Raw genomic sequence first — 17615 nt, 5'->3', positions numbered from 1 at the left:
CTTTCTTTACGCTTGATCGATTCGCCGAAACTGTAAGCCGCGTGCTTTCCACTCCGGCAAGAGTTCTTTCAGCGCCGCGATCGTCTGCACGGGTGCTTGTGGATCTGCACCGAACGTATCCCCATTATCATGGAGCAAGATGATGTCGCCTTCTGACACATTTGATAGCAGCCGTTTGATTTTCGCCTTCCCGCCCTCTAGCTTCCAGTCCTCTGCCATCTTCGACCAGAGAATCATGTTGTAAGAAGAAGGACAGAGGACATCCCCAGCATTGAGTGCGCCCCACGGTGGACGATAGACCGTCGGACGTTCGCCCGTGATCCGTTCAATGATTGTAGCTGTCCGCTCGATGCCTGTCCGGACTGTCGACGGTCGCATCGACCAGTTTGGGCGATGGATATAATTGTGAATCCCGAGTTGATGTCCTTCTTCGTGTATCCGGCGAATGAGGTCCGGATGTGCTTCTGCTTTATGACCCACGACGAAAAACGTCGCGTGAATGCCTTCTTGTTGTAAGAGATCAAGCAGTTCTGCCGTATAGACAGGATCTGGACCGTCATCGAACGTCAAGGCGACGAATCGTGAGTCCAGTGATTTCGTCACGCGCCATCCAAAGACGCGTGACGCCATATACGGAACGACCGTATAGGCAAGTGTCGCGAGAACTCCCGCTGTGACAAGACGTGAACGCATGTAAACTAACTCCCTTATTATCCATTTGCTTTTTGACGACGATCTTGCAGGCAACCCGCAATCCGTTCAGCGAAAAATCGCTGATCGGCCATGACGCGATCATTTTGATACTGTGTGACCGCTTGTTGCCAAGCATGCATGACGTCCGGGTTCTCAAGCGTCCGGCGGATGACGTCCGCGAGTGTATCCGTTTGATTAAAGGAGAACGCAAGCCCTTTCTCCATCAAATACGTGCGATTGATCTCTTCTTGTCCCGGTAGGACGTGTTGAATGAACAGTGGTACACGTTTTTCGAACGCTTCGCTAACCGTCACGCCACCCGGCTTCGTGACGATCGCATCCATCCGTTCATACAGTTGATTCATCTCATCTCGTGAATCGATATAGGCGAGCGGATGAATATGTGGATGGCGTCGCGAGGCTAGTCGTTTATAGAGCGTTTGATTGTTCCCGCACAAGACATGAAAATCGGCTTCTGCACACTGTTCGATTTGCGTCAGCAACGTCTCGAGTTGACCGAGTCCACCGTTTCCGCCCGCAACCAGAATTTGTTTGCGCGACTGCGTCGAGCGAATGATCGAACCACCAGAAATTGCTGGATGGACAGGGATTCCTGTTACGAACAACCTATCTTCTGGTACAGCATGGTGCGCGTGTAATTCCCGCCTCGCCTCACGATTAGGCAACAGATGATACTCGATATGCGTCTTTCCCCAGACGCGACTGACGAATAGATCGGTATAGGCATTGATGACGGGTACATCACAAAGGTTTCGTTCCTTTAATTGATTCAAGAGATAGGACGGAAACGCATGCGTACAGATGATGACATCCGGTTGTTCCGTCCGGATGATCCGTAACATCTGTTGTTGGAAATAATGCGACGTCCATCCCCTTGAGCGCGCGTTACTCGAGCGCCCGGCAATATGCCGATGATAAAAACGACTATAACCGTTCGAGAAATGTCGGATCCAGTTCAGATAAAACTTCGATGTCACCCATTCCGCGAACGGGCTGATCGTACTGAGTAACTCTACTTCCTTGACTTCAACATCTGGTCCCTGCAGTCGTTCGGCGATGGCTTCCGCGACGAGATGATGACCGGATCGCATCCTTAAAAAAGGAAAGATCACTATTTTTTGCATCGTATGTCCACTCCTTCAAACTATCCGCAAAAATCCTTTAAAAAGAAGTATCGCTTAGTCTTCTTTTCCCGCTTGGTTTTTTCCTGAAACGACGCGTTTTTCAAGCCGTCTACGCTTGAGCCATTTGACGAGTACACCGAGCAGGAACAATACGAGTAAGGCAAGTCCGAAATACGGTACGACTTCCGGCTTGATATGAAACGTCTTTCCGGCAAAGTGACCGAGTAAGACGAAAGGAACGACCCATAGCGCGGAACCAAGTGCCGACACCCAGAAATAACGACCGAACGGAATCCGCTTCATCCCCGCAAAATACGGATTGATTTGCCTCACGCCTGGAATATAAAGACCGGCGATGATCGTCCGATTGATGCGTCCCATGTAGTCGTTTGACACCCGCTCCCAGCGCTCCCTCGTCAATCCGATAAAACGACCGTATCGTAAGACGGTCGGTCCAAAGAAACGTCCTGCGCCATATGCCGTCAGCATGCCGACGAACGTTCCGGCATATGCCGTCAAGATCGAATAAACCAAACGTTCTTCGTTCTGACCACTTAAGATACCAATCAGGACGAGTAGTGATTCTTCCGGTGCCGGGATCCCGACGATGCCAAAAAATAAAAAGATGAAAATAACGCCATACCCATAGGCATCGAGATACTGGTTGACCGTATCCATGTTCATGTTGTCACGTCCTCTACTGCTGTCTCTCTGTACTGTTTCATCGTCTTCTGACTATGTATTCGTTCCTGTTCATGCAATTCCTTTTTTAGAAAAATTAAAACCCGTTTTCAGCTAAAAATTGACCTGTTCTCGTACCTCTCCTCGTGACAGTTCTCAGCATTTAGGAGATGATGAATAGAGTGAAGTATATTTTTAAGGATAGAAGGAGGATGACGATGAAAGAGACAAAACAGCTGACGATTCGCCCTCTCTCGACCGAGAGTATTCCATTGGTCAATGATGCCAACGATCCGTTCCCAATCATTGGACGTATTGTTCCGCAGTTCTCCGGTACCACTTGGTCCTACACAGAAGAACGGTTTGAAACAATAACCGAAATCCGTTTCCCGGACGATCGACTCGACTGGACGACGTATATCGATAACAAGGACCGGATCGTCCTACTCGCCTTCTCCGGCACTTCTTGTATCGGTCAGATTCGTCTCGTACGTGACTGGAACCGTTTCGCCTACATCGAGAACATCGCCGTCAAACAATCGTTTCGTAAACTAGGCGTCGGACACCAACTGCTTGCCGCTGCGACGAAGTGGGCACAACAACGCCAGCTGATGGGTCTGTCGCTCGAAGCACAGAACGATAATCTAATAGCTTGCCGGTTTTACGCGCGAGAAGGCTTCGTGCTCGGTGGTGTCGATAGCCTAAAACAATCCGCCAATCCACACATCGATCTGACGCTGTATTGGTACAAATTATTTTGAGCAACAAACGGAAAGGACTTATTTCTATGGCATCAATCGTAGAGAACAGTTTCATTTCCGCGATATTGTTCGCTTTCTTGTACGCACTGATTGCTGGGCTTGAGATGGGGAATCCAGCAATCTACGGCACGTCCTTCACCGACTTCTTCCTGATTGGTCTACTGTTTGCCGGTCCAGTCATCCTAATCGGCGCACTCTTGACAGAAGGGCTGCCGCGCCTGTTATTCCGTTCGACTATCTCATTCGCACAGCGGATCATCCTCAATCAAATCGTCGCGTTGTTCGCAAGTATCGTCCTCTATCTACTTGTGCAACCCAATCCATTTTCGTTCTATTTTGTCTTGTTCTGTTCTGGAGTAGCATTGGTGTATCTTCTTGTCTCCGAATCAGCGCGAAAGTATCCGTCATTCCTCCCCTATCTGTTCGGGTGGCTTGGTCGGACCGTCCTCAGCTTCTTTTTGTTTCTCCATTTGTTTGGATCGATGACGATGATGATTCCGTTTCTGTCTTATACGGAGCAGTTGGTCAATGAACAGTTAGACGCTGTCATGCTACTGTTCTTCAGCAGCATCGCGATGGCTGACATGCTGTTAGCTGTTCGTTTTACGAAGCGTTCGCTACCGTGGACGACACATCTCCTCGTTCATCAAGGCACGGTCTTCGTGTTTGCTGGCGCGTTCATTTTGTTGACTTCGCTTCCTGCGGTATTTTTCACCGGAAACGTAGTCGCTGCCTTTTTATATGTGATGGTCACCCGTCTATTCATCGTCATGAAAACCGGGAAGGAGGAACACCATGATCCGTCTGTCATTTCGACTACTGATGACTAACTGGATTTTTTTAATGCTGTATCAACATCTCCCGTCGTCACCACGCCTTATGGCCAAGGCGGACGCTGGGTATTATTCAGGTGTTTTTGAGACATTGCTGTCGTTTATGATTGTCATCACGGTCGGCGGCATCCTGACTGACGCGATTCGTTACTTCAGCTTCCGAACGCGACCACTTTCCTTTACATCACATCTCTTTTTGAATCAAGGCATCGCCTTTCTTATTGGTGGCATCTTATTAATCGTCTTCAATGGTCTGTTTCAACCGCTCTATTTTCAAGCGATTGCAAGTACCGCTGCTTTCCTCTACTTTATGATGACACGTTTGACGTTATTATATAAAGAAGACCAGGTTGTTTGAAATCAGCCACTTTCTTACATTTTTGTTAGATAAGAATGACAGACTAGGCATTATACTGAATCTATCGTTCAGTAAAGGAGACATGCCGCATGTTTCGTCAAAAATCACTTCTGTACTTACTGATATTCTTGTCCTTCGGTTTAGCCTTCGACACGGTCACAGGATCGTCTCTCGTTCCGTTCGTCAAACCCCTTCATCAATTGATTGCCTCACTTGCGTTGACGATCACGACCGCCTGTTTGACACTGTTCTTTCTGTTTTACCACGGCGTTCGTCCGCACCTTGAATTACTGATCATCCTCCCCTTTTTGATTTTGACGAGCGGCATTACGTTCTTGTTCGTCTTCTTGAACACAATGACTATCATTTAACGTCACCAAAAAGCCCGTCTTCTTCAAGGAGACGGGCTTTGATCGGTAATATGTAGATCACGGTTTGGCGTTAAGCTCCAGCAACGGATCGCTTTCACTCGGCCAATTGATTTGTCCTGCGTAATGATCCTCGATCGTCGCGACGGGTTCCGAACGCTCGAACCGGGACGGTTGCGTCGATGCTGTACAGACAATCAAGACAGCTAACAGACTGATGATACTAAAAATTCGTCGCATCATGATTTATACTCCTTTAGTCGTTTCTATTCTCATATTAAACAAATCATGCTATTATGCCATCCGCCCTCCGCTGTATCTCGTCTTTTACCCATCAAAAAAAACCGACTACATGAGTCGGTCTGACACCATCACCCTTGTTCGCCAACGACCGAGAATCGTTCGTTGAGATGTTGCGCGTTTTCTAGCTCATCCACTACAGCGATGGCGTAATCCGCGTAACTGATGTAGCTTTCCCCTTTTGCGTTCAGAATCATCTGCTCGCCGCCGACTGTATACGTTCCTGTGCGTTGACCGCTCGGATCAAAGAATCCAGCGGGGCTGAGATACGTCCACGTCACGTCGTGTTGCCCTTGCAGTTCGATCAAGTTTTTTCCCATGTTCGAGGCTGTCGGATAATACGCTTCCGGGAAATCCGGTGTTTCCATGACGCGTACTGTATGCTCGGCATCGATGAATAGGCTTCCCGCACCACCGACGACGAATAGTCGTGTCTTGCTTCCTGCTAACACGTTGATTAAATGACGCCCGACTTCGATATGTTTCGTTTCCTCACCCGGTGCAGCGTTAAATGCATTGACGATTGCGTCAAATCCGTTCAGATCGTCTTTCGTCAGCGCAAGCACATCGCGTTCGAGAATCGTAACGTCTGCGGTCACTTTTGCGGCGTTACGAACGATTGCCGTGACGTCGTGTCCGCGTTCGATTGCTTCTTTTACGATTAATTTCCCTGCTTTACCAGTTGCGCCGATGATTCCAATGTTCATGATGATTCCTCCTTTTGATATGTAACTATTCCGATTACATGTAACCAATATAGTTACAATCACTCTGTTTGTCAACAGTGTTGTTTCTATTCCCCGTTTCTTGCTAAATGAACGATACAGCGTATAATGAGAGAACAATGTTTTTAAGAAGGAGGGTCATCCGTTGGCCATCAGTACTCGTTTTTCCGTCGGCATCCATATTCTCTCGTTGATCGCGACCGACGAGAAGATGACATCTGACTTGATTGCTGGCAGCGTCAATACAAATCCGGTTGTCATTCGTAAAATCATGAGCATGCTGAAAAAAGCTGATTTGATCGCGGTCCGTCCGGGTGTCGCCGGTGCGCGACTTGCCCGTCCGTTATCTAGGATCACGCTACTTGACGTCTATCACGCCGTCGCTGTCGTACCGGACAAGGAATTGTTCGGCGTCCATGCCGCACCGAACCCAGACTGCCCGGTCGGACGAAACATCCAATCGACGGTCACACCAATCTTCGAGCTCGCACAATCCGCTCTTGAGAAGGTGCTCGCTCACGTTACACTGGATGATATCGTTAGTGAAATTGAACAAAAAGAAGCATCGTCCTAACGAGGGCGATGCTTCTTGCTTTAAAAAAACCATTGATACAGTAGATATCCTCCACCGAGGACGACAAGCACCGCAAGCATCTCAAATCCACGCATCCCGTCGTTTTGTCCTCGGGGGACGGCACTACCAAGACCTTGATCAACACCATCTCGGAAATGGTCGAGTGTTTGTTTCTTTTCTTGTTTGAAGCGAGACATTTCAATGACCCCCTTTTAACATATTGTACCACTAGAACCTTCTCTTGTAAGATAGATAATGAAGTAGATAAAAAAGAGAGCTGGTGTTTAATGTCTAAGTGGAACTGGTCGCACTATGTTTCAAGTAATTCACCAATTACTGCCAAACGTTTAGATGGTGGGTATACGAATGATGTCTACTTGATTGAAACGGATTCGTTTCAGCAAGTCGCAAAAATCGGTGCGCACCGCTCGGTCATGACCGAAACGAAGGCACTTCAGCTGTTACACGATGCGCCAATTGTCCCGAACGTATTGCGAATCGTTGATTTACATCCTGCTTGCCTACTTTTCATGGAGTATCGAACAGGGCAGCCGATGCAAGAACGGATTACGCAGATGCCGCATTATGAAATTGAAAACTTGTACGCTCGATTAGGTCACCTACTTGCGACTTCAATCCATTCAATCAAGTATTCGAGTAAATCACCCCTCCCACTTGTTTCGATTGAATGGACGGGCAATGTTTCATTCGTTCCTAACAAGTGGGCAGATGAAAGTCGTTCATGGATTGAACGTTTTTTTGGTAAAAAAGAACAGGTCTTTTCACACGGTGATTTTGGGATTCATAATGGATTGATCGATGACCATAACCTGACATTACTTGACTGGGAATGGGCATGCTTCAGTAATCCGCTTCTCGATATTGGCTGGATGTGTTGGTTTACGTCCTTTCATTACCCAAACTCAAGTCACCTATGGCTGATCAAGTTTTTGGATGCTTATCAATCTGAACGTGCATGCCTTCTCACTGTTGATCACCTACTGGCTGCAAACCTCGTTTCCATTTGGCGTATCTTGCATCGACTCGAGAATGCTTCTGTTGTGACCCAACAAGAGTGGACCGATCGTCTCGTCTTCACCTTATCATCGGACTATCGACGGCATCTCGAACGACTCGTCAATCGATGAGGGAAGTGATGACATCATCTCTCGCTTCCGATGAACGCTTGACAGCCCATATTTGCAACGATCAAAACATCCTGCTCGAAGCGTTTGATAGAATGGTTTGATGCTTGTTCGTCAATCAAATTCGGATGACCAAAGCATACATTTAGTATCGAATTAAGTTTCTCTGCCTCACCGCCGATAAAATAGTGAGACATATAAGTGTTGTCTTCTGAGGCAATGACGACGAATGTCGCCATATCAAGCACGCCTTCGACGCTTTCTGCTGTCATGAGTTTGTCTTTCACAGATGCATTCTGAAAGTCATACGATTCGATGGAGGCAATCCTACCTTGCAACAGATCAAGAATTGATTTTCGATAGACACAATAGACTGCAACGATCGTTTCAACAGGTGGAACGAATGGATCTTCGAGGATCGTGATCAAACGCTCGTCGTCTTGATTCAGGCGGATGGCATGCAAGTGATTAACTAATAATTGATCAATGACGTTCACGTTCGTTGGTTGGATCGATTTAAAATCATATACAGGCAAGTCTTCTCCCCCGTTCGTTTAGTCGATGATCGTATCCTTCCCTTCTACGCGTAACCGCTGCAGGGATGCTTTCATCGTCTCAATCTCTTCATCCGTATGCCGTTCCCACGTTCCGAGTTCAGCGATGATCTTCATGGGTTCAGTCGAACGATACGACCGGGTCGGATTGCCTGGGAACCGTTTGTTCGTCAAGTTCGGATCATCCTCATACGCTCCGAGTGGTTCGACGAGATAGATGTGCTCCGGAGCGTCAGATTGTGCGAGCTCCGCGCCCCACTTCGCTGCATCAAGTGTTGCTGTGAAATAGACGTGCTGGAGCGGTCGTTCACGAAAATTCGACGCGTGCCCTGGTTTCAATTCGTCACCGATTCGCAATGTGGCTTTCGTGCCATGGAAAAACGGACCTTCGACTGGTTTCATACGCTCGCCTCCTGACTGGATACATTCAGTATAGACAGTCGATTGATTCAGGTGTAGTCTGTTTCAAAACGAAATTTCACGGTATACTTATAGCAAAGGGAGATCATTTGTCGTCAGATTGTAACTCGTTTTTTGTCTAGCCATCAGGCATGATGGGAATAGTCATTTTACATACACTTTAGGAGGTCATCCGTTCAACGTGAAGTTCTTTAAAGCTTTAGCGAAAACCGAAGAGGCTGTCTGGATTCCAGAAGCCGAGTGGCAAACCGTTTGTGAGCAAGAAGGACTGACCGTGCCAAATCATCCGCAGGAGCAAATCGTTGGGCTCGCCTATAATAATCAACGTCAAGTCGTTGAAGTCACGCGTAATTTGCGTCCACCGGCACTCAGTTATTACGTCACGATTCTTGAACCCCCAAATAATCGATCCCTCATCTCAAAACGTTCGTTTTTAACCGTGCTTCATGAACGGACGGAGCGCACGTCCCTGACCGAATACGGTACATTCTGTTTGCTTGAGATCAACGTCCGTGAGGAAGGGCTCGGTGAGCGTGGTCTGTTACTTGAGTCGTTAATTCATGACATTGAAAAAAAGTATACCCATTACGCGATTCGTGGTGATTATTCAACAATTACCTTGCAAGGACGCGTTTCAGACCAATGTTTTACAAAGTATGGATTCCGATTGATAAATTCTTATCTCACCCTATCAAACGGGCTTCCTTCCTGAACCGACCTGACATGTTCAGGTCTTTTTTTGTACAGTTCTTAGACAATGATGGGAAGTGATGGGTTTGCGTTCAAACTAGTAGCACTACTTATTTTTAATATGGTATGGTAAAAGTAATTCATCAGCAGTACATTCTACATTTAAGAGGTTCCCCATGACAACAATGACAGAGACATATCCCATGGCATGCTGGCAGACGATTTCAACGTATCATAATCAACAAATCAAGCGCGTCAATGCTTTCTTGAAACAATGGGATCTCTCCCATACGAATCTTGAAGTATTGCGTTGTCTACAGACGACCTCATGCACGAGCCAGAAGGAAATCGCTGAACGGATCCAAGTGACCGATGGCACGATTTCACACGGAATCAAGCGTTTATTCGATCGGCAACTCATCACCCGCAAGCGCAAATGGAAGACGAACTATTTGCTATTGACGGAAAAAGGAACAGCCATTTTGCAAGAAGTGTTGCCCGCATACGAACGTTTTCAACAAGAACAATTCGCCGCCTTGACGGCTCGACAACAGGAAGAATTAATCCGTTTCTTCGATAAGCTCAACCCTGCATGACAGAAGAGGAGGAAAAATCATGACCTTCACATTCGAATCTTCAATGCACCACTGGAACGCCATTCAGCGGATCCATGCCCGTTATTCGAAAGAAGTCAACGATGTATTGAAACCAAAAGGACTCTCGAAGTCCCAATTTGATTTACTGATGACGTTGTATCATCAAGAGAGTGCAACGCAGAAATCACTTGAACGCACGCTCGAACTCTCAAGCGGTGCCATTTCGCAAACGGTCAAGAAATTGCTTGCGGAACACCTCGTCATTCGAAAACGTATCAACCGGGAAAAACGGATTCTCTTGACGGAAGATGGTGCAGCGCTGATTCAAACATCAGCTCCCGAGATCGAAGAGATTGATGATCGCTATTTCCGTGCCTTTACATCAAAGGACCACGAGACGTTCGATCAATTGCTCCATAAGATGCAAAGCGATCACTTTTAAATGCGCATAATCGTTATAAAAAAAGAGTCCTTCTCTCTTCTGAAAGCACAGTAGAGAGAAGGACTCTTTCATCGTTCAAATGGGAACGTATTCCTTTTATCTGAAACCGGCAATAACGATTTATTTCGAGTCCACCATGCAATCAAGCTTGCCATTAATAAGATGCTTGCCCAGTAAATCAAGAAAGTATTGCTGTTAAAGAACTGACTGTTCATATAGGGCGAAGGTACCGAAGTAATACTTGTTAAGTAACTTTCATCGATTGTTCCATTCTCCGCCCTAACTTGTTGTTTAACGAAAACTTGATATTGGCTGAATTGCTCGACTTGATAGAAGATGCCACACACAAGATAGATCATCGTACAGATCGATAAACCAATTAGGGATAAAAAACGTAACTGCGCTGCTCTCATCCATTGCACCACGAGGCTGATGCCAAATGGGAAAATCAATAGGAGTAGCAGGAGCGGTATAAGTCCTAGATTTCCATTGCCGCTGCTTGATTGTGGATACACTTGCGTCGAGCGACCTAAGGATACGAGAAGGCCACTAAAGATGCTCAATGCTACTACCAATCGGTCTACTCTTACGACTCTCATCTCACTACACTCCTCCTTTGAAAAATGTTTATATTCCTTCCGTCTTCCCTCTTCATTATACAAAATCAAGACACTTAAAATTTCCTTTTTCAGGAATCAAGGGAACGGGTTATTTTTCTTAACCTGATTTTTAACCATCATCCATTACTGTACACAGTTGACATCGCTAATCTTTCAACTATGCAAAATCTTTACGAACGAGCTGATGAAAAAAGAGATTACATCCAAAAAGAACCTTGAAGCATCACAACACTTCAAGGTTCTTCTTATTTCATGATCCCGTACTCGCGAATGCCTTCAGTCCGAACAACCAGAACCGATAGGCGATTGAACAAGCGATGATGGCGACAAGTGGTGTCGCGACTGCCACCGCGCTGTAACCTCTTCCGTCAAAGAAATACATCGCCGGATAAAAGGCAGTGAAGCCGAACGGGATGATGTAGGTCAAGACGAACATCAACACCTTCGAGTAAATCGTCATCGGGTAACGGGCAAAATCACTCAGACTGAAGACCGCTGAGACGATCGGTAGACTATCGACCATCCAGAACGAGAACGTCGCAAAAAACAGGTTGATCGCGATATAGAGTAATCCGCTCGAAAGAACAAGTACGATCAGCATCAAGACATCACCGAAGCTCCAGATCATGTTGAGGTGATCGGAAGCAATATAGAGCACCCAACCACCAATCAACAGTTGACCGAATCCGTCTTGCTGAACGCGCTCCGCGATGATTTGAAACAACGGATTGACTGGTCGCATCAACAACCGATCCAGATTCCCGGTCCGGATGTACTGCCAGCCAATCGTCCACAAGTTATCAAAGAAGATATGATGTAAGGCTCGTCCTAAAAAAGCAATCCCGTAAATGAATAGAATCTCGTAAAAGTCCCAGCCGTTTAGCGTCTCGATATGCTGAAAGACGACCGACAGGAAAAAGAGTGAGGCGAACTGTTGACCGAAGACCGACAAGACACCGATCAGGAAATCAATTCGGTATTCCATCATGACCTTAAAATGACTTTTGGCATATAGCCAGTAGAGTTTTATGTATCGTTTCATCCGCCGAACACCGTCACTTTCCGGATCGCGAGCGCGAACGTGATTCGCAAGATGACGAAGAATCCGATCAACCAGCCGATTTGAATCAGTAACGCCTGAAGGATGCCGCTTGCGCCAATTTCTCCCGTATAGATCGCAACCGGGACATAGACGAGTGAAGCGAACGGTAAGTACAGACTAATCGTCTGAAACCAGTCCGGGAACAGCGTCAACGGTACGATTGCACCGGACATGATCGTGATGACGGCGTCCTGTAAGACGGATAGTCCCCAAATGTTGACGGTATAGAAGGCAAAGATGCCGACGAGCAGATCAATCAATGTCGCGAGCAACACGGCACAAAGGACACTACCAACGAAGGCGATGCCAGCTAGCCACGATTGTGGTCGATCTACGCCGATGAACAAGATCGAGACGAGGACGAGTGGCATGATCGAGCGGAACAAAACCGAGACTTTTGAGCCGATGTCTTGGGCGAGTAACTTATCGAGCAAGTGATACGGACGCAGCAACTCGATTGCGATTGCCCCTTGTTTGATCATCCGGGCGAGATCGCGTCCGGCACCCCCGCGGAACTGATCGATCATCGTCGCAAGCACCGCATACGTCAGCATCGTCGACAATGAGATACCGGAGACATCGGTCTTATTGGCATACACGGCTTGCCAGAAGAAATAGAGGATGAACAGACGCATCGTCACGCTAAACATGCTTGCCCAGTACCAGGCTGTGTAGGCGAGATCAACTTTGATTTGGGACCGCATCAACGCGGTATATTTACGGATTCTCATGCACTGATCCCCGCTTGGTAGAGCTTGCGGATTAACGTCTCCATCTTCGGTACGGACACGGAGACGTCCCGAACGGCGTACAGCGAAACGATTTCCTTGATGACTTGACCGCTTGACAGTTCTCGGTCGTCGAAGGCGAGCTCGTACGTTAGTTCATCCGTCTCAAACATGATCACACGATTGATCAACGCCATCGGTAAAACGAACGGCACCGGTTCTTCGAGCGTGATTCGAAGTGTCCGCTCGTGACTGAAGGATGCCTTCAACTGATCGATCGTATCGTCATAGATGATTTTGCCGTCGTCGAGGACAATCACCCGGTCACAGACTTCCTCGATATCCTGCATGTCGTGCGTCGTCAAGATGACGGTCGTTCCCCAGCGATCACTCATCTCGCGGATGAAGTGACGAATCGTCTCCTTGATTTCGATATCAAGCCCAATCGTTGGTTCGTCGAGATAGACGACTTTTGGTCGATGCAGGAAGGCTGCGGCTAGTTCACAGCGCATCTTTTGTCCAAGCGACAGTTGTCGGACTGGTACGTCTAAAAGCGGTGCGAGATCGAGCTTCTCCCGAAACCACGCGAGCGTCTCCGCAAACTCGGACGTCGGTACTTGATAGATTTCCTTCAACAGCTCAAACGATTCTTGGACCGGAATGTCCCAGAACAGTTGTGTCCGCTGACCAAAGACGGCTCCAATTTGCGATGCGTTCTTGACGCGGTCGGCATGCGGATCAAGTCCGAATACCCGGACGTTCCCCGCGTCCGGACGCAAGACTCCAGCGAGCATCTTGATCGTCGTTGATTTCCCGGCACCGTTAAAACCGATATAGCCGACCCGTTCTCCTGGTGCGATCGTCAAATCAATCGCTTTGACCGCCTCTTTCGTCCGGTACGTCCGGTGAAATAACGCTTTGATCGCTCCGCGTAATCCCGGTTCCCGTTGTAGGATTTGATAGTGTTTCGTCAGTCCTGTTGCTTTGACGGCATATGGTTGCATGTATTCTCCCCCTTTTTGTGCAAACGCTTTCCAAAAACGTAGTATACCAGAAAAATCCAAGATTCTTCCATCTCTTTTGAAAATTTTTCTCGATATTCTGACGCTGTCGCGTAATAATAGAGGAAAAAGGAGTGGTCTGACCATGCTATTACGCCATATGACACATCGGCATCACATGAAATCAATCGTGACACGCGGTGGATTGTCACCGACATTCCAAATCGATGCACCAACAGGCTGGATTGCCTTTGAAGTCGATCCTCCAAGCGCAGCATATCAAACGCACTTTCATCAATTGAAGAGTGATTGGCAGGATGGAGATGTCGTTACGCTCGAATTCGACGGAGAGCGGATGCAAGCAGCAGGCTTCGAGATGCTGCAATCGGAAGAAGATGACCGCAATCAACAGGCAGAGAGATTAGGCGTATCCATCGAGGAAATTGGCTCGTATGCATTCATTCGCAATTTCGTCTCACTTGATTATCTCGTCGAGTCTTCACGTGAGAAAATCTCAGAGTATTATTGATTTAGTTGAAGAAATCTAATCTTTTTTAAAATATACGGAAATCAAGATATTCTCATACATCTTTAGGGTATGATTGGCTATATAGAATAAATATTCACTGAATGAATCATTTTTTTGTAGTTATTTTCAGAACTCATTTGAGAGGAACACGAACATGTGGAATACGCTGAACCATCTTATCCTCAACGTCGCTCTGACCTTTTTCTTCGTGCTCATCTCCCTGTTCTTTTTTAAGCGATTTCAGTTTCGAAACACGCTCGACAGCTGGCTGAAGAAAAATCTGTTAGTACTGATTCTTGCGACAGGTGCCGGCTACTGGGTCATCCATAACGCCATCACCTATGAGGAATTCCGTTTCGATTTGTCGATTACTTTGATTGTCATCGCTTTCATCTATGGAGGCATCAGTAGCGGCTTCATCACGACCCTCGTCTTCGCTTCCCTTCAAACGTTCGTTTTTGATTCCGCTCATGCCTATTGGCTAATCGGTACGTATCTGATCGTCAGCATCGTTGTCTTGTACTTACAAAATGAAGCACCGGATCGATTCATCTCGTTTCCGGTCATCTTCACCATTGCTCTCATTCTCTGTTTACCATACGTTCAACATGTTCAACCGAATGACATGACAGCGATGACGATCTTTCTCGTCGGGAATGGTTGCGCCGGTCTCCTCTTGCACAGCATCTTGCATCAAGTCCGCTGGCACTTCACTCAAGTCCGGATGCATCGGCGTCTTGCCTTGACGGATACGTTGACAGGTCTCGATAATCGACGTCGCCTAGAAGAGACCGTCCAACGGTACAAATCCCAACAGACGGATTTTTCAATCATGATCATCGATGTCGATCATTTCAAACAGGTCAATGATACTTACGGTCATGACCGCGGCGATCATATTTTGCGGCAAATCAGCTCTTTGCTTGCATCGTATTGTCCCCCAACTTGTGTGCTCGGACGATTCGGCGGTGAAGAGTTCATGATGCTGTTGCCGGAGCATTCGTTGCCGGAGACGCGTCGACTCGCAGAACAAATCTGTGAAGCCAGTGCCCAGCGGACGTATGAGTTATCAGCGACAGAACCGCTGCAAGTGACGTTATCGATTGGTGTGTCTCGCCAAACGCATCAACCGTCTGAGACCCATAATTTTCTGCAGACGATCCAGCAGGCAGACGCTGCCCTCTATCAAGCGAAGAAGAGTGGTCGGAATTGTGTCTTTCATCATGACCCGTTGCGTTAAAGAAAAAGTGCCCCCTCGCGTGACGTGGAGGGGGCACTGCTATCTGAAATGGAGGAACGAGCGTGGAAATCACGAATGTCTTACGCTTTACCGATCGCGATGGCTTTCGACAGTGGCTGACGAAACACGCGAATCGCGCGACCTTCTGTTGGGTGATTCTCAGTCGAAAACAAGCCGGAGATGGTCTACTTTATCTCGATGCTGTCGAAGAGGCACTTTGCTTTGGCTGGATTGATGGAATTGCAAAGAAGACCGAAGACGGTGAACTGGCGCAACGGTTCACCCCACGTCGAAAAAACAGCAACTGGACCGAACTGAACAAGGAACGAGTCCGTCGCTTGGAACGTCTCGGCTTGATGCAACCGTCCGGACGACAGGTTCTACCAGACATGCGCGCTGATGCGTTCGTCATTGATGACGCAATCCAAGCGCGCCTACAAGAAGACCCGATCGTCTATGAACAGTTTAATGACTTCCCGGAGCTCTATCGACGCATCCGGATCGATACGATTCAAAGTGTACGTAAGGATCCCGTTCTCTATGAAAAACGTCTGCAGACGTTGATTGAAAAAACGAAACTGAATCAGATGTACGGTCAGTGGAATGACGGTGGTCGTCTTTTACTCGAAGATGTTCCGGAGACGGAAGAATCAGAGGATAGTCGGTTAGACCGCTAAGAAAATCTCTTCTAATGATTGACGTTCGATCTGCACCTCGTAGACTTTGACGTCTTGTTTCGCAAGCATGACGAGTAACTCTGGAATATCCTCTTCCGTTGATAAATCAAGCCGTGTACAATCATCGGTTTGCGACAAAAGTCGAGCGTATGCCGGCAGATGCGATGGCTCTAATCGCGGAACAGTCCGAATACGGATTTGAATCTCCTGCCTCATTGCTTCTTGTAAGGACGCAACGGTTCCACAGCGGACGATTCTTCCCTCCGTCATGATGGCGACACGGTCATACATCTTTTCAATCTCATTCAAGTTATGCGAGGTCAAGAAGATCGTTTTTCCTTCCGCTTTTAATTCAAGCGTTCTTTCACTTTCGTGACAAGGACACCGAGTCCATATAAGGTAACGGCTGTTAAGAGCATCGTGATGATGGTTTCCATGTGAATTCTCCTCTATGTAAATGACGTGTCATCTTACTCTACGCTACTTTTCGAAAAAAAGTTTCCTTATTTTTTAATTCCCAATATTATCCTCATGTTACAGTAAAAGAAAAAAGGAGATGGCAAATGAAACGTTATACAATCACCTGTCAGCAACAATCCGTCCACATTACGGAATGGGGAACCGAACAGCTTCCGACGATCGTCTGTCTGCACGGACTCGGCAGTACGAGTCTCAGCTTCATCGAAATCGCCGAAGCGCTCGCGGACGAATTCCGTCTGATTGCGATTGATTTACCCGGTCACGGCAAAACACCAGCTTTCTTAGATCCCCTACACTATCGCATGAAACCCTTTACGGACTGGATCGACGAAGTCTTACACATCCTTGATGTCAAGCGGTTCTATGCCTTGTCGCACTCGTGGGGAAGTGTTCTCTCGCTCTATTATTTGATTGAACATGCAGACCGTGTGCTTGGCACGATCCTAATTGACGGCGGCTATCACAGTAAACGGCTCTACGGTCGTTCCGTAGAGGAAGAAGTCGCTTTTTATGAACAAGATTTCGAAGATTCCGTTTCGACATGGGAGGACTTTTTGAACATTGCCGTTTATGCCCCAAACGCCCGTCGCTCCCCGTCTCTTGATCAAGCTGGTGCCGATCTTCTTCGGATGGAGGAAGGACGATACCACTGGCATGCGAGAGGAGAGACGGCTGCTGCGATCGTACGCGCGCTTCACTACGAGGATGTTCTTGATTTTCTATCGGACGTTCCACCAGCGGACATTCAGTTGTACGTCGCTACGTTACCGACAGATCAAGCATCGATCCGTCAGCAGGCGACGAACCGATTACATGAGATGACACAAGCGACGGTTCATTTCTTTCCGGAGACAGGACATCTATTACACTGGGATCGCCCTGACGTCATCATCGAAGCGATTCGTCACTACTGGACGTCCGGAAAAAGATTGTCTTCCATTTGAAAAATGGTT

At 47.4% G+C, this 17615-nt stretch carries 26 protein-coding genes; 13 read left to right on the top strand and 13 right to left on the bottom strand.

The features are described from left to right. Positions 1 to 6: 6 nt before the first annotated feature. The 3 genes from AC3B4V_RS04075 to AC3B4V_RS04065 are packed head-to-tail and all read right to left on the bottom strand — an operon-like array spanning position 7 to position 2522. Complete coding sequence (locus AC3B4V_RS04075; protein WP_488377857.1) at positions 7 to 693, bottom strand: polysaccharide deacetylase family protein; 687 nt, start codon at positions 691 to 693, stop codon at positions 7 to 9. Positions 694 to 710: 17 nt separating this feature from the next. Further along, positions 711 to 1838 (bottom strand): MGDG synthase family glycosyltransferase, encoded by a 1128-nt coding sequence (locus tag AC3B4V_RS04070; protein ID WP_488377856.1) that lies wholly within the window; start codon positions 1836 to 1838, stop codon positions 711 to 713. A 54-nt stretch (positions 1839 to 1892) separates the two neighbouring features. Next, the gene (locus AC3B4V_RS04065) at positions 1893 to 2522 is read right to left on the bottom strand and encodes a DedA family protein (protein ID WP_488377855.1); all 630 of its coding nucleotides are present in this window, start codon (positions 2520 to 2522) and stop codon (positions 1893 to 1895) included. A gap of 215 nt (positions 2523 to 2737) precedes the next feature. Here AC3B4V_RS04065 and AC3B4V_RS04060 point away from each other — a divergent pair, with 215 nt between their 5' ends. The 4 genes from AC3B4V_RS04060 (at position 2738) to AC3B4V_RS04045 (ending at position 4842) form a co-directional block, all read left to right on the top strand. After that, positions 2738 to 3280, top strand: a complete 543-nt coding sequence (locus AC3B4V_RS04060; protein WP_488377854.1) for a GNAT family N-acetyltransferase — start codon at positions 2738 to 2740, stop codon at positions 3278 to 3280. A 26-nt stretch (positions 3281 to 3306) separates the two neighbouring features. Continuing rightward, a complete protein-coding gene (locus tag AC3B4V_RS04055; RefSeq protein WP_488377853.1) occupies positions 3307 to 4110 on the top strand; it encodes a hypothetical protein in 804 nt (267 codons plus the stop codon). After that, on the top strand, positions 4103 to 4471 hold the full coding sequence (locus AC3B4V_RS04050) for a hypothetical protein (RefSeq protein WP_488377852.1): 369 nt from the start codon (positions 4103 to 4105) through the stop codon (positions 4469 to 4471). Before AC3B4V_RS04055 ends, AC3B4V_RS04050 begins: the two co-directional genes overlap by 8 nt. Before the next feature lie 89 nt (positions 4472 to 4560). After that, positions 4561 to 4842 carry a hypothetical protein gene (locus tag AC3B4V_RS04045; RefSeq protein ID WP_488377851.1) on the top strand — a complete coding sequence of 94 codons (282 nt, stop codon included), beginning with the start codon at positions 4561 to 4563 and terminating at the stop codon, positions 4840 to 4842. 57 nt (positions 4843 to 4899) lie between these two features. Here the strand turns inward: AC3B4V_RS04045 and AC3B4V_RS04040 are convergent, their stop codons facing one another. Then, complete coding sequence (locus AC3B4V_RS04040; protein WP_488377850.1) at positions 4900 to 5082, bottom strand: hypothetical protein; 183 nt, start codon at positions 5080 to 5082, stop codon at positions 4900 to 4902. A gap of 128 nt (positions 5083 to 5210) precedes the next feature. Continuing rightward, the gene (locus AC3B4V_RS04035; RefSeq protein ID WP_488377849.1) at positions 5211 to 5846 is read right to left on the bottom strand and encodes an NAD(P)-dependent oxidoreductase; all 636 of its coding nucleotides are present in this window, start codon (positions 5844 to 5846) and stop codon (positions 5211 to 5213) included. Between the two features lie 163 nt (positions 5847 to 6009). Here AC3B4V_RS04035 and AC3B4V_RS04030 point away from each other — a divergent pair, with 163 nt between their 5' ends. After that, positions 6010 to 6438 (top strand): Rrf2 family transcriptional regulator, encoded by a 429-nt coding sequence (locus AC3B4V_RS04030; RefSeq protein WP_488377848.1) that lies wholly within the window; start codon positions 6010 to 6012, stop codon positions 6436 to 6438. A 20-nt stretch (positions 6439 to 6458) separates the two neighbouring features. Here AC3B4V_RS04030 and AC3B4V_RS04025 read toward each other — a convergent pair whose 3' ends face one another. Continuing rightward, positions 6459 to 6635: a hypothetical protein gene (locus AC3B4V_RS04025; RefSeq protein ID WP_488377847.1), complete on the bottom strand. Its 177-nt coding sequence runs from the start codon at positions 6633 to 6635 to the stop codon at positions 6459 to 6461. A 90-nt stretch (positions 6636 to 6725) separates the two neighbouring features. Between AC3B4V_RS04025 and AC3B4V_RS04020 the strand changes: the two genes are divergently transcribed. Continuing rightward, positions 6726 to 7586, top strand: a complete 861-nt coding sequence (locus AC3B4V_RS04020; protein WP_488377846.1) for a phosphotransferase family protein — start codon at positions 6726 to 6728, stop codon at positions 7584 to 7586. A 14-nt stretch (positions 7587 to 7600) separates the two neighbouring features. Here AC3B4V_RS04020 and AC3B4V_RS04015 read toward each other — a convergent pair whose 3' ends face one another. Together AC3B4V_RS04015 and arr are read right to left on the bottom strand one after the other, a co-directional pair. Continuing rightward, positions 7601 to 8119: a hypothetical protein gene (locus AC3B4V_RS04015; RefSeq protein ID WP_488377845.1), complete on the bottom strand. Its 519-nt coding sequence runs from the start codon at positions 8117 to 8119 to the stop codon at positions 7601 to 7603. Positions 8120 to 8137: 18 nt separating this feature from the next. Further along, positions 8138 to 8539, bottom strand: coding sequence for an NAD(+)--rifampin ADP-ribosyltransferase (arr, locus tag AC3B4V_RS04010; protein ID WP_488377844.1), 402 nt, complete (start codon positions 8537 to 8539; stop codon positions 8138 to 8140). A gap of 199 nt (positions 8540 to 8738) precedes the next feature. Here arr and AC3B4V_RS04005 point away from each other — a divergent pair, with 199 nt between their 5' ends. The 3 genes from AC3B4V_RS04005 to AC3B4V_RS03995 all read left to right on the top strand — a co-directional run bounded on the left by AC3B4V_RS04005 (position 8739) and on the right by AC3B4V_RS03995 (position 10285). Beyond that, positions 8739 to 9269 (top strand): hypothetical protein, encoded by a 531-nt coding sequence (locus AC3B4V_RS04005; protein WP_488377843.1) that lies wholly within the window; start codon positions 8739 to 8741, stop codon positions 9267 to 9269. A gap of 154 nt (positions 9270 to 9423) precedes the next feature. Next, positions 9424 to 9843 carry a MarR family winged helix-turn-helix transcriptional regulator gene (locus AC3B4V_RS04000; protein WP_481265583.1) on the top strand — a complete coding sequence of 140 codons (420 nt, stop codon included), beginning with the start codon at positions 9424 to 9426 and terminating at the stop codon, positions 9841 to 9843. Positions 9844 to 9862: 19 nt separating this feature from the next. Next, positions 9863 to 10285 carry a MarR family winged helix-turn-helix transcriptional regulator gene (locus AC3B4V_RS03995; protein ID WP_488377842.1) on the top strand — a complete coding sequence of 141 codons (423 nt, stop codon included), beginning with the start codon at positions 9863 to 9865 and terminating at the stop codon, positions 10283 to 10285. A gap of 68 nt (positions 10286 to 10353) precedes the next feature. Here the strand turns inward: AC3B4V_RS03995 and AC3B4V_RS03990 are convergent, their stop codons facing one another. From AC3B4V_RS03990 to AC3B4V_RS03975, 4 genes are all read right to left on the bottom strand, one after another. Then, a complete protein-coding gene (locus AC3B4V_RS03990; protein ID WP_488377841.1) occupies positions 10354 to 10698 on the bottom strand; it encodes a hypothetical protein in 345 nt (114 codons plus the stop codon). Positions 10699 to 11155: 457 nt separating this feature from the next. After that, positions 11156 to 11947 (bottom strand): ABC transporter permease, encoded by a 792-nt coding sequence (locus AC3B4V_RS03985; RefSeq protein ID WP_488377840.1) that lies wholly within the window; start codon positions 11945 to 11947, stop codon positions 11156 to 11158. Continuing rightward, on the bottom strand, positions 11944 to 12738 hold the full coding sequence (locus tag AC3B4V_RS03980) for an ABC transporter permease (protein ID WP_488377839.1): 795 nt from the start codon (positions 12736 to 12738) through the stop codon (positions 11944 to 11946). The genes AC3B4V_RS03985 and AC3B4V_RS03980 overlap by 4 nt, the downstream gene beginning before the upstream one ends. Beyond that, positions 12735 to 13739: an ABC transporter ATP-binding protein gene (locus AC3B4V_RS03975; RefSeq protein WP_488377838.1), complete on the bottom strand. Its 1005-nt coding sequence runs from the start codon at positions 13737 to 13739 to the stop codon at positions 12735 to 12737. Before AC3B4V_RS03975 ends, AC3B4V_RS03980 begins: the two co-directional genes overlap by 4 nt. A 142-nt stretch (positions 13740 to 13881) precedes the next feature. On the opposite strand from AC3B4V_RS03975, the gene AC3B4V_RS03970 reads away from it, so the two are divergent. From AC3B4V_RS03970 to AC3B4V_RS03960, 3 genes are all read left to right on the top strand, one after another. Further along, a complete protein-coding gene (locus AC3B4V_RS03970; protein ID WP_488377837.1) occupies positions 13882 to 14265 on the top strand; it encodes a hypothetical protein in 384 nt (127 codons plus the stop codon). Positions 14266 to 14419: 154 nt separating this feature from the next. Further along, entirely contained in the window at positions 14420 to 15505 is a 1086-nt protein-coding gene (locus AC3B4V_RS03965; protein ID WP_488377836.1) for a GGDEF domain-containing protein, read from the top strand. A gap of 62 nt (positions 15506 to 15567) precedes the next feature. Beyond that, positions 15568 to 16182 (top strand): YdeI/OmpD-associated family protein, encoded by a 615-nt coding sequence (locus tag AC3B4V_RS03960; protein ID WP_488377835.1) that lies wholly within the window; start codon positions 15568 to 15570, stop codon positions 16180 to 16182. Here the strand turns inward: AC3B4V_RS03960 and AC3B4V_RS03955 are convergent. After that, positions 16171 to 16491 (bottom strand): ATP-binding protein DrrA1-3 family domain-containing protein, encoded by a 321-nt coding sequence (locus tag AC3B4V_RS03955; RefSeq protein ID WP_488377834.1) that lies wholly within the window; start codon positions 16489 to 16491, stop codon positions 16171 to 16173. The two genes, AC3B4V_RS03960 and AC3B4V_RS03955, sit on opposite strands and share 12 nt — an antisense overlap. A 254-nt stretch (positions 16492 to 16745) precedes the next feature. On the opposite strand from AC3B4V_RS03955, the gene AC3B4V_RS03950 reads away from it, so the two are divergent. After that, positions 16746 to 17606: an alpha/beta fold hydrolase gene (locus AC3B4V_RS03950; protein ID WP_488377833.1), complete on the top strand. Its 861-nt coding sequence runs from the start codon at positions 16746 to 16748 to the stop codon at positions 17604 to 17606. Positions 17607 to 17615: the final 9 nt, after the last annotated feature.

Source organism: Exiguobacterium sp. E17S (genome assembly GCF_057772545.1).
This window is presented reverse-complemented; position numbering and strand designations above follow the sequence as displayed.